Annotated in this window: 21 protein-coding genes and 1 pseudogene; 7 read left to right on the top strand and 15 right to left on the bottom strand. The window is 33.1% G+C overall.

The genetic code is table 11. The features are described from left to right. Positions 1–12 precede the first annotated feature (12 nt). The 6 genes from ssb to KI230_RS04150 all read right to left on the bottom strand — a co-directional run bounded on the left by ssb (position 13) and on the right by KI230_RS04150 (position 2,015). The gene (gene ssb, locus KI230_RS04175) at positions 13–441 is read right to left on the bottom strand and encodes a single-stranded DNA-binding protein (protein WP_000934385.1); all 429 of its coding nucleotides are present in this window, start codon (positions 439–441) and stop codon (positions 13–15) included. Beyond that, a complete protein-coding gene (locus tag KI230_RS04170; RefSeq protein ID WP_000139720.1) occupies positions 441–1,064 on the bottom strand; it encodes a Sak single strand annealing protein in 624 nt (207 codons plus the stop codon). Before KI230_RS04170 ends, ssb begins: the two co-directional genes overlap by 1 nt. Continuing rightward, on the bottom strand, positions 1,057–1,278 hold the full coding sequence (locus KI230_RS04165; protein WP_000815401.1) for a DUF2483 family protein: 222 nt from the start codon (positions 1,276–1,278) through the stop codon (positions 1,057–1,059). The genes KI230_RS04170 and KI230_RS04165 overlap by 8 nt, the downstream gene beginning before the upstream one ends. Before the next feature lie 9 nt (positions 1,279–1,287). Next, a complete protein-coding gene (locus KI230_RS04160) occupies positions 1,288–1,548 on the bottom strand; it encodes a DUF1108 family protein (RefSeq protein ID WP_000291090.1) in 261 nt (86 codons plus the stop codon). A 91-nt stretch (positions 1,549–1,639) separates the two neighbouring features. Then, complete coding sequence (locus KI230_RS04155; RefSeq protein WP_000066017.1) at positions 1,640–1,801, bottom strand: DUF1270 domain-containing protein; 162 nt, start codon at positions 1,799–1,801, stop codon at positions 1,640–1,642. Continuing rightward, entirely contained in the window at positions 1,794–2,015 is a 222-nt protein-coding gene (locus KI230_RS04150) for a hypothetical protein (RefSeq protein ID WP_000977378.1), read from the bottom strand. Before KI230_RS04150 ends, KI230_RS04155 begins: the two co-directional genes overlap by 8 nt. Positions 2,016–2,085: 70 nt before the next feature. Here KI230_RS04150 and KI230_RS04145 point away from each other — a divergent pair, with 70 nt between their 5' ends. After that, positions 2,086–2,331 (top strand): hypothetical protein, encoded by a 246-nt coding sequence (locus tag KI230_RS04145; protein WP_000122246.1) that lies wholly within the window; start codon positions 2,086–2,088, stop codon positions 2,329–2,331. On the opposite strand, the pseudogene KI230_RS04140 reads toward KI230_RS04145, so the two are convergent. The 4 genes and pseudogenes from KI230_RS04140 to KI230_RS04125 form a co-directional block, all read right to left on the bottom strand. Continuing rightward, positions 2,299–2,502: pseudogene (locus KI230_RS04140) on the bottom strand (hypothetical protein); the annotation flags it as partial. The gene KI230_RS04145 and the pseudogene KI230_RS04140 sit on opposite strands and share 33 nt — an antisense overlap. 39 nt (positions 2,503–2,541) lie before the next feature. Beyond that, positions 2,542–2,766 (bottom strand): type II toxin-antitoxin system antitoxin TscA, encoded by a 225-nt coding sequence (tscA, locus tag KI230_RS04135; protein ID WP_000187184.1) that lies wholly within the window; start codon positions 2,764–2,766, stop codon positions 2,542–2,544. Beyond that, a complete protein-coding gene (locus KI230_RS04130; RefSeq protein WP_001002757.1) occupies positions 2,767–3,534 on the bottom strand; it encodes a phage antirepressor Ant in 768 nt (255 codons plus the stop codon). Beyond that, positions 3,534–3,728, bottom strand: coding sequence for a helix-turn-helix domain-containing protein (locus KI230_RS04125; RefSeq protein WP_000108122.1), 195 nt, complete (start codon positions 3,726–3,728; stop codon positions 3,534–3,536). The genes KI230_RS04130 and KI230_RS04125 overlap by 1 nt, the downstream gene beginning before the upstream one ends. 262 nt (positions 3,729–3,990) lie before the next feature. Between KI230_RS04125 and KI230_RS04120 the strand changes: the two genes are divergently transcribed. The 5 genes from KI230_RS04120 to KI230_RS04100 all read left to right on the top strand — a co-directional run bounded on the left by KI230_RS04120 (position 3,991) and on the right by KI230_RS04100 (position 7,749). Further along, on the top strand, positions 3,991–4,323 hold the full coding sequence (locus KI230_RS04120) for a helix-turn-helix domain-containing protein (RefSeq protein ID WP_001055143.1): 333 nt from the start codon (positions 3,991–3,993) through the stop codon (positions 4,321–4,323). A gap of 16 nt (positions 4,324–4,339) precedes the next feature. Next, positions 4,340–5,014, top strand: coding sequence for an ImmA/IrrE family metallo-endopeptidase (locus KI230_RS04115; protein ID WP_000775187.1), 675 nt, complete (start codon positions 4,340–4,342; stop codon positions 5,012–5,014). 27 nt (positions 5,015–5,041) lie between these two features. Further along, the gene (locus KI230_RS04110; protein WP_000661437.1) at positions 5,042–5,767 is read left to right on the top strand and encodes a PH domain-containing protein; all 726 of its coding nucleotides are present in this window, start codon (positions 5,042–5,044) and stop codon (positions 5,765–5,767) included. A gap of 31 nt (positions 5,768–5,798) precedes the next feature. After that, a complete protein-coding gene (locus tag KI230_RS04105) occupies positions 5,799–6,503 on the top strand; it encodes a type II toxin-antitoxin system PemK/MazF family toxin (RefSeq protein WP_017804779.1) in 705 nt (234 codons plus the stop codon). 196 nt (positions 6,504–6,699) lie between these two features. Then, positions 6,700–7,749 carry a site-specific integrase gene (locus KI230_RS04100; protein ID WP_001145730.1) on the top strand — a complete coding sequence of 350 codons (1,050 nt, stop codon included), beginning with the start codon at positions 6,700–6,702 and terminating at the stop codon, positions 7,747–7,749. Between the two features lie 67 nt (positions 7,750–7,816). On the opposite strand, the gene sufB is transcribed toward KI230_RS04100, so the two are convergent. The 5 genes from sufB to sufC form a co-directional block, all read right to left on the bottom strand. After that, positions 7,817–9,214, bottom strand: a complete 1,398-nt coding sequence (sufB, locus tag KI230_RS04095; RefSeq protein WP_001074405.1) for a Fe-S cluster assembly protein SufB — start codon at positions 9,212–9,214, stop codon at positions 7,817–7,819. A gap of 150 nt (positions 9,215–9,364) precedes the next feature. Further along, positions 9,365–9,829, bottom strand: coding sequence for a Fe-S cluster assembly sulfur transfer protein SufU (gene sufU / locus KI230_RS04090; protein ID WP_001010512.1), 465 nt, complete (start codon positions 9,827–9,829; stop codon positions 9,365–9,367). Then, the gene (locus tag KI230_RS04085) at positions 9,819–11,069 is read right to left on the bottom strand and encodes a cysteine desulfurase (RefSeq protein WP_001006453.1); all 1,251 of its coding nucleotides are present in this window, start codon (positions 11,067–11,069) and stop codon (positions 9,819–9,821) included. Before KI230_RS04085 ends, sufU begins: the two co-directional genes overlap by 11 nt. 105 nt (positions 11,070–11,174) lie before the next feature. Continuing rightward, positions 11,175–12,482, bottom strand: coding sequence for a Fe-S cluster assembly protein SufD (sufD, locus tag KI230_RS04080; RefSeq protein WP_045178108.1), 1,308 nt, complete (start codon positions 12,480–12,482; stop codon positions 11,175–11,177). A gap of 97 nt (positions 12,483–12,579) precedes the next feature. Beyond that, complete coding sequence (gene sufC / locus KI230_RS04075; RefSeq protein WP_000168845.1) at positions 12,580–13,341, bottom strand: Fe-S cluster assembly ATPase SufC; 762 nt, start codon at positions 13,339–13,341, stop codon at positions 12,580–12,582. 327 nt (positions 13,342–13,668) lie between these two features. Here sufC and popT point away from each other — a divergent pair, with 327 nt between their 5' ends. Next, on the top strand, positions 13,669–14,520 hold the full coding sequence (gene popT, locus KI230_RS04070) for a polyprenyl-phosphate transporter PopT (protein WP_045178112.1): 852 nt from the start codon (positions 13,669–13,671) through the stop codon (positions 14,518–14,520). Positions 14,521–14,606 lie beyond the last annotated feature (86 nt).

Here is a 14,606-nt window from a genome sequence, read left to right as displayed (position 1 = left end):
TAATCATTCCAATCAGAACGGTAAGTCATCATCAGTAATCGCAGTGGTATTATCAAAAGGATTATTACCAGTTTGAGTTTGTCTTTGTTGATGATAATTGTTGTTTGGTTGTTGGTTGTTATTCTTCGGTTCTAAGAATTGAACACTGTCCGCTACTACTTCTGTCACAAATACACGTTGCCCGACTTTATTTTCGTAGCTACGTGTTTGTAGTCGCCCGTCTACACCTGCCAGCGACCCTTTAGAAAGGTAGTTTTTAACATTTTCAGCTTGTTTCTTGAACACTACTACGTTTATAAAATCTGCTTCACGCTCGCCTTGAGCATTCGTGAATGTTCTGTTTACTGCCAATGTGAATGTACCTACATTTACGCCATTTGGCGCGCTTCTTAATTCTGGGTCTTTTGTTAAGCGTCCTACTAATACTGCTCTGTTTAACATTATTGTTTCTCCTCACTATCCAATTGTTTTAATCCCGCATCTAATTTTTGGTGTGCTTCTGCGATTTGTTTTTGACTTAATTTATTAATGTTAGATATTTTTAGCCATCTCATCGTTTTATCGATAGTTGCATCTCGCCCTTTTTCTTGAGATAAGTTCACGAACTGATTGATACGCTCTTCTAATTCTGTAATATCGTTGTCACTTGCACTTGGTAGTTCCTCGCCGTTGTAGATATATAAGCCTAAACCGTGTAAAGCCGAAGCTTTAACAAAACATCGTTTTTGCGCTTTGTTAATATCGAAAGTTGTTGCACTACCTTTAGCAAGCGATTTATTTCTAAAGTCCAATACTGGAAGCCACTCAGTCTCTGTACTATCTTTCACAGTCACAGATACCTGTACAAAATAGCCTTCTGGTGTAGCCAAATAAGGTACAAAATAATTTTCTGTGTTAATATCTGGATGTGGAAACTCGTGTACTTTTACTGTGTAGTTTGGGTCAATCTTTTTCAGCTCTTGGTGTGCATATGACCATGCTAGATAAGTTAATCCATTTTTTTGTTCTGTATGATCATTCACGTTTTTACTGTTCAACTGTTCAAATAATGTTTGTTCAGTCATGTTCTACCTCCTCGTACTCAATAGTTTCTGTCACTGTTTTCTTGATTGCTTTGTGATAATCCATATTGATACTCGCTTCTTCCATACCGTTAAACTCCCTAGCTCTATTTCTATTTGTGGAGTAACTAATATCTGAATTGTTATCGGTTGGTTTGTTAGTTATATAAATTGGCATATCCCTATGACGAATGATATAAGTTACAGTCTGCTTCATAGCGACCTCCTACCATCTCATGACTAAGTTAATTAGTCTGTCCTGTTCGTCTGTGTTCTCTTCAATCCATTCATCTATTGCTTGGTTGAATAAGTCTGATGCCATATCTAAGTCATTCTCATCTACGACATAAGCATGTTTAATTGGTACGTTGTTCATATCTTTAACTTGTATTGATATGCCCATATGACCTTTTAAAATGAATAGCTTAAAATCGAATCCGTTAACATGAATATTTTTGCGTATGATTTCGCCTATTTCGTAATACATCTTGACTTCCTCCGTTTTTCATTTTATATTTAACTTGAAATTTTTCTTAAGTGCTTGATACTGTTACTTGTTGGCGCAAGTAGCAGTTTTTTTATTCTTCATAAAAGTATTCTTTATAAAATATGAATGTTGCGATACTTGCGAATCCCGCAATTGACCATGCTGTAGTGAAGTACAACAATGGCATAAGCACAATCGCTAAGACTGTGAAGCATAATACTGCTAATAGATAGCTTTTATAAATGTTACTCATTTTCTTTTTTCAACTCCTCCATTATTCTCTCGTCTGATAAGTCGTGATAAGGGAATTTTTTCCTAGCTAATTGGACTGGTATTCTGCCTCGTATCGCAATGTACCCTTCGTCTTCAAGCTCTTTATTCAGTTCTCTTATTATTTGTCCTGCTTTGGATTTAGAAACAGATAAAATTACCGCAAGCTCTTTAGCTTGCAAACTATTTTTCATCATATCTATTCCTCCTTTTTATTTTTGTGTTGTGTATAATTTAGTTATCTCCTAGTGAAAGGAGGTGGATAATATGTCATATAGTGAATATGAACAGCTTTACTATAAAATTGTTAATGAAGCTGATGAACTATACGGTGGTCAAAGTGAACACTTCAAAAAGAACCTTCAAAAACTTACAGAGAATGCTGATGAAGGTGTTTCCAGTGAAAAGATTTACTCTACCGCTTTACATGAGTCACTTGAGTACCAACGAAACTTCATCTTCTTAGAATTAGGAAAAGTTCTCTTTAGTAAAGTCGGAAAACGCCTTAAGTAGTTTTATTCCTGAATCAGGATCACTGTGTCGCTCAATCGTTTCTGCTGTAGACTCTTTACTAAAATCATTTCGATTGATTACAGGCTTTCTCGTATTTCGTTCAATCTTCCAAACCTTCCACGTCACAACTGTCATTGTGATGAGGAGGGTTGTTTTATATAGTGTGTTCATTGATAATTCCTCCTATTAAGTTGTTTGTTCAATTGTGTGTTATTCTTCTTCGTCTAAATCAAAGTGCTGTTCGATTTGGTCAATTGCCCACTCAATCATTGATTCAAGGTGTTTCTCTCTGTCGACTTCGTAAGTGTGCTCAATCTCGCCTGCATATGTCACAGTAAGAGTATCTTTGTGTGTGTATGTTTGACTTTTGTTTTCTTTAACTGCATAAAGTGTTAATACTATATTGTTTAGCTTTTCTTTTTGTTCTGGTGTCATTTACGCTCCCCCTAAATTAGCTTCATAACCGAATTCAGTCATGATTTCATGTATTTTCAATCTGCCTTTTTGTGTCCATCTAGTTTGTAAAACTGTGTCTTCTCTGCCATCAGAACGCACAATTGTTATAGTGTCTGAATCTGTGTAACTCTTGCCCATGTGTTCTGAGTAAAGCACCCACTGTTTATTTACTTTTCGTTGTAGTCTAGCTTCGTGTAGTAGTTTGTTTAACTTTTGTGCTGATATACCGTAGTCTGCCGCGATTTGAGTTGTGGCTAATGTGCCAGTTGACTTTAAGATTTCATCTACATAGTCTGCTTTGGGTTTTAGTTCTCCGATTTCTTGTTGTAAAAGTAAGTTTTGCTCTTTTTCTTTCTTATACTCAGTCAACACTGTAATGATGTAGTCTGGATCTTTTAATGTTTGTTCAATTACATTGTCTGTTGCGTAGATACCGTGTTTGCGAATAGCTGGTAGGACTTCCATCGCCAACCAATCTTGAAATTTTTCTGCTACAGCATTACCTGCTTTGAAAGCCAACTTATATACCATTGGTTCTGGTATGAAATCGCCTTTCCCAACTTCTTGGGAAAGATATTTACCTAAATATTTATTGATAGTTTCCCAACGAATATATTGTTTGCCGTTTTTAAACTGAGTGAACCCCAAACTTTTTGCGACAGTTTCTAAATCGAATAAATTATTTTCATTATCTTGTTTGATTAAGATTGAAAACATGTCGTTACTGAAAGTTTTAATTTCATTCATTAACTCTTCACCTCTTCTTTAATTTCTAAAATTTTCGCAATACGTTTCTTTTGTTCAAAAGCATCTCTACGTCCACGTAAAATATCCGATAAGTAAGCACTTGAAATTTCTAGCATTTCCGCAAGTTGCTTGTTTGTCATGTTGCGTTTTAATAATTCCGTTCTCACTTTCAAGCCGAAATCTGTTGTCGACATATTAGCACCTCCTATAACATTTTTTCTAAGCAAATAAATTATCTGTTGAACATCAATAACTTTTATGCTAATATTTAAGCATAGTTTAATAAACCTATAACAATTCGTAATGCCTGTCATAAAGGTATTGAATACTCGTTCCCCAACGAATAATTGTTATGTGTTTAGTAAGCTAAATTTAAAGCTTAAATACAGTATATTAACTTTTATGCTAATTGTCAACAAAAATAGCGAAAAAGTTAATCTGTGATAGGAGAAATTTATGAATCTAGTACAAAGAATCCGTAATTTGTGCAATTCAAAAGGTATGACTTTTGCTGAATTAGAGAGAACTTTAGGGTTTTCAAACGGACAAATCAGAAGATGGGAGAAAACCAAACCAGGCATTGATAAGGTGCAAAAAATTGCCGATCACTTCGATGTATCAGTTGATTACTTATTAGGTAGAGAAAAAGATGAGTACTCCGGAGAAGATAAAAGTGAAGATATTCTTATTATGCATCGAGCTACAGAAAATATGACGGAGGCACAAAGGCAAAAAGCTTTGACTATATTAGAAGCAATGTTTGATGATTGGGATGATTTAACTAAGTAACAAAGGGGCTTTTTAATTGAAATTAAATTATGAAAAATCTTTTTTTAAATCTGCGAAAGCAGTTTACGAGATCACAAATGGTCTATATAACTTATCTTTCCCTTTAGATATATTTGAAATTATCTCAAAAGATAAACGTATTAAATTAGTGACTTTCTCTGAATTTTCTCAGAATACTGGCACTTTATATTTTAAAATACCTTCTATTTTCGGTTCAGAAGAAGCGTTTCATATTAGAAAAGGAGACAAAGCGATTATAGTTTATAACGATTTACTGCCTATGAATCGTCTAAGATTTACTTTAGCTCATGAATATGGTCATTTTATAATGGGACATACTGGAGTTAATTTAAATAAAACATTCACATATAAAGATTATTATAGAAGGATTGCTGAAGAATATGAAGCAAACTCATTTGCTTCATGTTTATTGTTTCCTTTACATATAAGATACAAATATATAAACAACTTTAATATTGAGCAAATTTCGTACAAGTATCAAATGAGTTTTCAAGCGATCCATATAGCGGTAAAAGTAATCAGAAGACATATACACAATGGGTTAAACGACTATATGTCAAATAACGAAAATTACCACGCAGAAAACTACTTAAGTTTTTTAGAAGAGAAAATGGAAAGCAAATCTGATTTTATAAATGAATTTAAATATGCTTATGATCTAACGATTTAACAATCAAAAAATAAAGGAGAAATGAACATGAAAGAATTACCTAAGAGCAGATTAACGTTCAAAGAAAGTATGATTGAGAGTCAATATTTAGCAACTAAAACAAAAGAAGAAAAGAAACAATACAAGCAACTATCTGTTGAAGACAAAAGAGAAATTTTAAAAGAATACCAAAGTAAACCTAGAAAAGAAGTGAAATTTGAAAGTGAAATCAATAAATCTGACGAAAACTTATCTAAAATCTACCAAAGATTTAGCGAAATAGGTGTAGAGGATTTGTTTGGTACAAAAAAAGAAGTGAAAGAACTACCTATGATTTTAAAAGATAATGAAAACATAATGTATGTAACTTCGGGATTGTACAATAATAATACCTACTTAATAGTATGTACTGATCTAAGATTGTTATTCTTAGATAAAGGTATGATATATGGTTTGAAATTTCATGAATTTCCATTCGAGAAAATCAATTCTGTTTCGTATAAAAAAGGACTTCTTTTTGGCGAAATAATTATACATCACGGTTCATCAAGTATCGCTATAGGAAGCATATCAAAAAACACTGTATCTAGAATGGCGGAAACAATACAAGAACAAATCTCTATTCGAGAAAGTTCTATGAAACCATCCAATTCTGAAAAAATGAGTTTTTCTGTTGCTGATGAATTAATAAAATATAAAGAATTATTAGATGTCGGAGTAATTTCTCAGGAAGAGTTCGATAAGAAAAAACAACAATTATTGGATATTGATTAATAGCGCTTGTGTGGCGTGAGGAGGATGAGGGATGGAAAGAAATTCCACCAAAAAAAGTAGCAAAGATAAAATATTAAAAGCTGTAAATAACTTTGAAGAGGTTTGCAATAGCGGAAAATTCAAATTTAAATATTTGGATGACTGGCTTTTTACAAAATCAATAATTTTTAAAAATGAAACAACCTTAACTAACCAAAAAAACTTTAAAGTGTATCCAAGAGGTACTATTGTATACGCTAAACTTGGTGTTAACATTGGTTCTGAATTCTCAGGGAATCATTTTTGCGTCGTTTTAAATAAAAATGACAACAAACGCAATGAGCTAATTACTATAGTTCCACTTACTTCAAAAGACACCAAATTTTCTTTAAAATTACAAGAGAATTTAATACTAAAAGCTTTAGAAAAAATGAAAACTGACCACAAAACTTTACGATTCGATTTGGATAGAATAAAAGAAATGCACGCAAGATCCACAAAAGTAAAAAACTTAAATTCAGCAATCGAAAAAGAACTTGATGAGATTGAAAATAATTATATGCAACTCGCAAAAATAATTGAGCGTTACGAAAGGTTTGTAGGCAAACAAACTTATGCAATTCCATCTCAAGTTATCACTATCAGTAAAAAAAGAATAAGCACACTTAATGATTACGATCCAACTGGCCATATATCTTTCAATGAAGAAACTTTAAAAATTATAGAAGATTTTATGAAAGCTAACATTTTATCATAATTATCTTTACTTTTTATCGTTAATCTATTATAATCAAGATATAAATTTCCGGTAACCAATCCGGCTTAAAATCATATTTCCGGTAACCAATCCGGCTGGCCAGATGTTAATTCATCTGGTCTTTTTTTATACATTTTTATCGGGTAGCCCGCCTACCCTTATTATTTTTTGCCAATTTTGAGGAGGGAGAAGTAAAATGCCAGTATATAAGGATGATAATACAGGTAAATGGTATTTTTCCATTAGATATAAAGATGTATACGGTAATAACAAACGTAAGATGCAACGCGGTTTTTCAACTAAGCGTGAAGCTAAGAGTGCAGAGGCTATTTTTTTGAATGATGTAAACGAAGGATATAGCGATTCAAAAACATTTGATTATGTTTTTCATCACTATTTAGAAAATAGCGATTTGAGACCTAAAACAAAACGACGCAAACAAAATGAATATCATAAACACTTTAAAGCTAAGTTCGGGCATATAAAAATGAATAAGATAACACAAAATCAATGCCAAGAGTTTCGTAAATATCTAATAGAGAATGTAGCATCAACAAATTCTGCTCGTACAATTTGGTCAGGTTTTAAAGTTGTAATTAATTATGCTAAAAAATACTTTGGATTACGTACAGATCCAACAATATCAATTAAACCTATTCCGCGTGTAAAGCCAAAACCTAAGTTTATGATGCGTGAAGAATTTGAAGAAAGAATCAAAGACATTGAAGAGCAAGATTACAGAGAGTTATTTACATTAATGTTTTATACAGGTTTGAGGATTGGCGAAGCTATGGCGCTTGTTTGGACAGACTACAATAAATACAAAAAAGAGATATCCATAAATAAAACAATGGACATCTCTAATAGAACTATATATCCGAGACCAAAAACAGATAGTTCAGAGGATATTGTTCCTTTACCTAAATTCATCAATACAATGTTAACTGAACGACATCAACGTGAAAAAGAGTTAAACAAATATTTTGATGAACGTAGTTATTTTATTTTCGGAGGAATGGCTCCCAAACATTACAGTCATGTTCAAAAGAAATTTCAAAAAGCTTTCCCTCATTATAACATTCACGCGTTAAGACATTCTTATGCATCTTATCTTGCAAATAATGGTGTAGATATTTTCGTTTTACAGTCACTCATGAGACATGCTCAAATCACTGAAACGATGGGCACTTACAGCCATTTATATACTCAGAAAAAACACGATGCAATAGCCATTTTTGACAAGTAAATGGTATCAAAATGGTATCAATAACCGTTTTCGACAGTTAAGAATAGCTTAACAACGCGGTTTAAAGCTATCCAATACTACCTTCCATTTCGAACTTGATTAAACGGTTCATTTCGACCGCGTATTCCATTGGAAGTTCTTTTGTAAATGGTTCGATGAATCCCATAACAATCATTTCTGTCGCTTCTTCTTCAGAAATACCACGACTCATTAGATAGAATAATTGTTCTTCAGAAACTTTTGAAACCTTGGCTTCATGTTCTAATGATATTTGATCGTTGAATACTTCGTTATATGGAATTGTATCTGATGTTGATTCGTTATCTAAGATTAATGTATCACATTCAATATTTGAACGAGCACCTTTTGCTTTACGTCCAAAATGTACAATACCACGATAAATAACTTTACCACCATTTTTAGAAATAGATTTAGAAACAATCGTTGAAGATGTATTTGGCGCTTTATGAATCATTTTAGCACCGGCATCTTGAACTTGTCCTTTACCAGCAAATGCAATAGATAATGTACTACCTTTTGCACCTTCACCTAAAAGAACACAGTTTGGATATTTCATCGTTAACTTAGAACCTAAGTTACCATCTACCCATTCCATATTTCCGTTTTCATAAACAAAAGTACGTTTTGTAACTAAATTGTATACATTGTTCGCCCAGTTTTGAATCGTAGTATAACGAACGTGCGCATCTTTATGCACAATGATTTCCACAACAGCAGAGTGTAAAGAACTAGTTGTATAAACTGGTGCAGTACAACCTTCTACGTAATGTACAGAAGCACCTTCATCAGCAATGATTAATGTACGTTCAAATTGACCCATGTTCTCAGAGTTAATACGGAAATAAGCTTGTAGTGGCGTATCTAGTTTGATATTTTTAGGTACATAAATGAACGAACCACCTGACCATACTGCTGAATTTAACGCCGCAAATTTGTTATCTGCTGCAGGTACTACAGAAGCAAAGTATTTTTTGAATAATTCTTCATTTTCTTGTAAAGCACTATCTGTATCTTTAAAGATAATACCTTTTTCTTCAAGTTCTTTTTCCATATTATGGTAAACAACTTCAGATTCATATTGAGCAGAAACACCAGCTAAATATTTTTGTTCAGCTTCAGGAATTCCTAATTTATCGAAAGTTCTTTTAATTTCTTCTGGCACTTCATCCCATGAACGTTCAGCTTGTTCTGAAGGCTTTACATAGTAAGTAATGTCATCGAAATTCAATTCTGATAAGTCGCCACCCCATTGAGGCATTGGCATTTTATAAAACAATTTTAATGATTTAAGACGGAAATCTAACATCCATTCCGGCTCATTTTTCATGTTAGAAATTTCTCTAACGATATTCTCAGTTAAACCACGTTCTGATCTGAAAATGGACACATCATCGTCGTGGAATCCATATTTATAATCCCCAACATCAGGTGCTTTTTTAGCCATTTCAATCACTCCTTAAAAATATATTTACAACGGCGTGCGTAAGTTTTTAATTCATGATGTAAACCATATTATAACAATGACATGACATCTTATAAAAATTTTTATACTTTTATATGTCTAATATCAAAATCATCTATGATTAACAGCATTCTATTCTTCTTCAGTCGTACCTTCTGCTTTACCTTCTTTAGCAACAGTACCTTTTTCCAATGCTTTCCAAGCTAATGTGGCACATTTAATACGAGCTGGGAATTGAGATACACCTTGCAATGCTTCAATATCTCCCATTTCTTCTGTAATCACATAGTCTTCACCAAGCATCATTTTCGTAAATTCTTGGCTCATTTGCATTGCTTCTCCAAGTGAATGACCTTTAACAGCTTGTGTCATCATCGATGCACTTGCCATTGAAATCGAACAACCTTCACCTTCAAACTTAGCATCTTTTATAATGCCTTCTTCTATATCAAATGTTAGTCGTATACGGTCACCGCATGTCGGGTTATTCATATCTACTGTCATAGACCCGTTATCTAATACACCTTTATTTCTAGGATTTTTATAATGATCCATAATGACAGATCTATATAATTGATCTAGATTATTAAAATTCATAAGAGAAAAACTCCTTCGTTTGTTTCAAGGCATTTATTAACTGATCAATGTCTTCTTTCGTGTTGTATATATAAAAACTCGCTCTAGCTGTTGAAGACACATTTAACCATTTCATTAACGGTTGCGCACAATGATGCCCAGCTCTAACCGCTACACCTTCTGTATCTACGGCTGTAGCAACATCGTGTGGATGTACATCTTGTAAATTAAACGTTATTACACCTGCACGACGATCCTTAGGCGGGCCATAAATTTCAATTCCTTCAATTGCAGACATTTGCTCATAAGCATATATCGTTAATTCTTGTTCATATTTATGAATTGCATCAAAACCTATGCGTTCTAAATAGCGAATAGCTTCTGCAAGCCCAATTGCTTGAGCAATTAATGGAGTACCCGCCTCAAATTTAGTAGGTAAATCAGCCCATGTTGCATCATACTTACTTACAAAATCAATCATGTCACCACCGAACTCAATCGGTTCCATTTTTTGTAGTAACTCACGTTTACCAAATAATACGCCAATACCTGTTGGTCCAAGCATTTTATGACCACTAAAACTATAAAAATCAGCATTCATTTCTTGCATATCAAGTTTCATATGTGGTGCTGCTTGCGCCCCATCAACACTGATAATTGCACCATGTTGATGAGCTATTTCTGCAATGGTTTTAACATCATTAATTGTACCGAGTACATTAGAAATATGTGCAATAGCAACGATCTTTGTTTTATCATTAATCGTTTGCTTAATATCTTCGATGTTTAATTCACCGTCAGCTGTCATTGGTATAAATTTCAATGTCGCATTTTTACGCTTTGCTAACTGTTGCCAAGGAACAATATTGGCATGATGTTCCATTTCAGTGACAACAATTTCATCGCCCTCTTCAACATTTGCATCACCATAGCTATGTGCTACAAGGTTAATCGACGCAGTTGTTCCGCGTGTGAAAATGATTTCTTCAAAATACTTCGCATTAATAAAACGACGAACAGTTTCACGGGCATTTTCATAACCATCAGTTGCCAATGATCCTAATGTATGAACACCACGATGAACGTTTGAATTATAACGCTTGTAGTAATCCTCTAAAACATTTAACACTTGCACAGGCGTTTGACTTGTCGCTGTTGAATCAAGATATGCTAAACGTTTGCCATTGACTTTTTGATCTAATATCGGAAAATCCTTGATTACTTCATTAACGTCAAATGAGTGTTCGGCCACTTCATTCACGACCTTTCTTAAATAAAAATCCTAATCATTTAAATACTGACGTTGTATTAGTCTTATACCAATATCGACAGTCTATATCTATTACAAACTTTTATTTTCAAAATATTATTTAGAAACTTTGCGTTCAATTACTTCTCTCAATTGACGTTTAACGTCTTCGATAGGTAATTCACGTACTACTGGATCTAAGAAACCATGTATAACAAGACGTTCCGCTTCTCTTTGAGAAATACCACGACTCATTAAATAGTAAAGTTGATCTGGATCAACACGACCTACTGATGCAGCATGACCAGCTTGTACATCATCTTCATCAATTAATAAAATAGGATTCGCGTCACCACGAGCATGTTCAGATAACATTAATACACGTGATTCCTGATTAGCAATTGATTTAGTTCCACCATGCTTAATGTAGCCGATACCATTAAATACAGACGATGCATGTTCTTTCATAACACCATGTTTAAGGATATAACCATCTGTTTCTTTACCATATTGTACGATTTTAGATGTTAGATTAATTTTTTGTTCGCCTGTACCTACAACTACTGATTTAAGTGAACTTGTTGAACGATCACCAAATAAATTTGTTGTATTATCAATAATTTGGCTACCCTCATTCATTAAACCTAGTGCCCAATTAATTGAGGCATCCGCTTCAGTAATACCACGTCGAATGATATGACCTGTAAAGCCTTTATCCATATAGTCCACTGAGCCATATGTGATATTTGAATTTGCACCAGCAATCACTTCAGAAATAATATTTAATTGATTTCCTTCACCAGATGCATTTGATAAGTAATTTTCAACATATGTGACTTCGGCGCTTTCTTCAGTAACGATGATAACATGGTTATAAAAGCTTGCATTTTTGTCGTCGTGCAACACAACGTATTGTACTGGATGTTCTACAACTACATTTTTAGGAACATAAACAAATACGCCACCATTAACTAATGCCGTGTGTAGCGCTGTGATACGATGTTCATCTACTGTTACTGCATCTTTCATAAAGTACTTTTGTACTAAATCACTATGGTTCATAAGAGCGTCTGCTAAACCTTCAACGATAACGCCATCTTTCGATGCATTATCATCAACTTGTGTGTACGCAATCGTATTATTATGTTGAATTACTAAGTTTTTAGAATGATCTACGTCAATAATTTCTCTTACTGACTCAGGTAATTGTGATAAAGATTGATAAACATCACCTTTTACATCGTGTTGTTTAAAAGATTCAAAATCCCATTTTCTTAATTTTGTTTTATCAGGTTTTGGCATTTCTAAAGTTTCTGTTAATTTCAAAGCTTTTTTACGTAATTCTGTCATCCAAGAAGGTTCATTGTGGGCTTTAGAATAATCAACAAGTTGTTCTTCAGAAATGTTCAAAATATCAGTTGTCATAACTTTTTCCTCCTACTTGATGAAATTTACTATTTCGTATAAATGTTCATTTTCATCATATATAGATGAACATCTCATGGATACTGTATTAATAAGATTATTCAGCTGAACCGAACTCTTCTTTAACCCATTCATATCCTTCTTCTTCAAGACGTTTTGCTAATTCTGGACCACCAGATTTAACGACTTTACCAGCATACATTACATGTACTTTATCAGGAGTAATGTAATTTAATAATCGTTGATAGTGTGTAATCATTAATGCACCAAAGTTTTCCCCACGCATTTGGTTAATACCTTTAGATACAACTTTTAATGCATCGATGTCTAACCCTGAATCGATTTCATCTAAGATTGCAAACTTAGGTTCTAACATCATTAATTGTAAGATTTCGTTACGTTTCTTCTCTCCACCTGAGAAACCTTCATTTAAATAACGTTGTGCCATGTCTTTATCTATGTCTAGAAAATCCATGTTTTTATCTAATTTCTTAATAAATTGCATTAAGTTGATTTCTTGTCCTTCTTCACGTTTCGCATTGATTGCTGAACGCATGAAATCAGCATTTGTAACACCTGTAATTTCTGATGGATATTGCATTGCCAAGAATAATCCTGCTTTTGCTCTCTCATCAACTTCTAATTCTAAAATATTTACACCGTCTAAAAGTACTTCTCCTTTAGTTACTTCATAGCTTGGGTGTCCCATAATTGCAGATGATAAAGTTGATTTACCTGTCCCGTTTGGTCCCATAATCGCATGTATTTCATCAGTGTTAATTGTCAAGTTAACACCTTTTAAGATTTCTTTATCCTCAATAGACACATGTAGGTCTTTGATTTCTAATGTTGATGCCATTTTATATTCCCTCCGTAAAATATAAAGTTTTCTTAACTAGTTTATAATAATTTTAATTTGTAGTCAAAAAGACTTTGTAATAATGCGTTCAGTTAATTATAACTTACTTATACCTTAATATAAACAACTTAAACCCTTTTTATTATTTTTAATAACTCTAAAGTACAACTCTAACCCTCTCTCTTTAAAAATATAAATGATAATAAGTGCACATAATTTCTCAATGGATTTTATGAATTTAAAATATGTTATCATTTCACTAGGACATTTGTAATATGGTATGATGCTATTTATGATTTTATTCCAATCGTTTGAAAGGAGTTATTCATGCAACAATTTAAATGGATTAATATTCTAAAAGGTTTTGCTATGGGAACGAGTGACTTGGTACCTGGTGTTAGCGGTGGGACTATCGCATTATTGTTAGGTATATACAATCAATTTATCTCTTCAATTAGCGGCATATTCTCACGACGTTTTTGGCCAAGTTTTACATTTTTAATCCCCATTATAATTGGAATGTTACTGGCAATGGGATCACTAAGTAATCTTTTTAATTATTTATTAAGCCAACACCATATTCCAACTATGTTTTTCTTTGGTGGATTAATCATTGGTATCGTTCCATATTTATTGAAAATTTCTAACTATAAAACGTCATTTACAACTAAACATTACATGATGGTTATAGCTGGTATCGCTATCTTAATTGTTATTACATTAATGAATAATGGCGATAAACATGCTGGAGAAACACTTACTCTATCAACTAGTCTTATTATTAAATATTTTATTGCAGGTATGTGTGCATCTAGTGCTATGTTACTCCCAGGTATTTCAGGGTCATTTATGTTATTAGTATTTGGCGTCTATGGCACAGTCATGCTAGCAATATCTGAAGTTGTTAAACTTAACTTTGCCGGTCTTCCTATATTACTTGCAGTCGGATTTGGCGTGCTTGCTGGATTCATTATTTCAAGCAAAATTATCCAGTATTTCCTAACACATCATAAACTAATGACTTTTGCATTAATCATTGGTTTTGTTGTTGGCTCCCTCTTTGCAGTATTTCCAGGTTTACCAACTAATATCGTGATGTGGTTCGTTTCATTAGTAGTATTTATCATCGGTTTTATTGTAAGTTTGACTTTAGGTCGAATTACCGCTGAAAATGAATAATCATTTTAGGGGTGATAAAATATATTCAGTATCTCGTTAATCATATGCAATATATGTCTCGTTTTGTATACATATTATTGGATATC

It is taken from the genome of Staphylococcus sp. MZ3, assembly GCF_018622755.1.
Taxonomy (GTDB): Bacteria; Bacillota; Bacilli; order Staphylococcales; family Staphylococcaceae; genus Staphylococcus; species Staphylococcus aureus.
The sequence above is the reverse complement of the archived record's forward strand: the minus strand, read 5'-3'. Positions and strand labels throughout refer to the sequence as shown.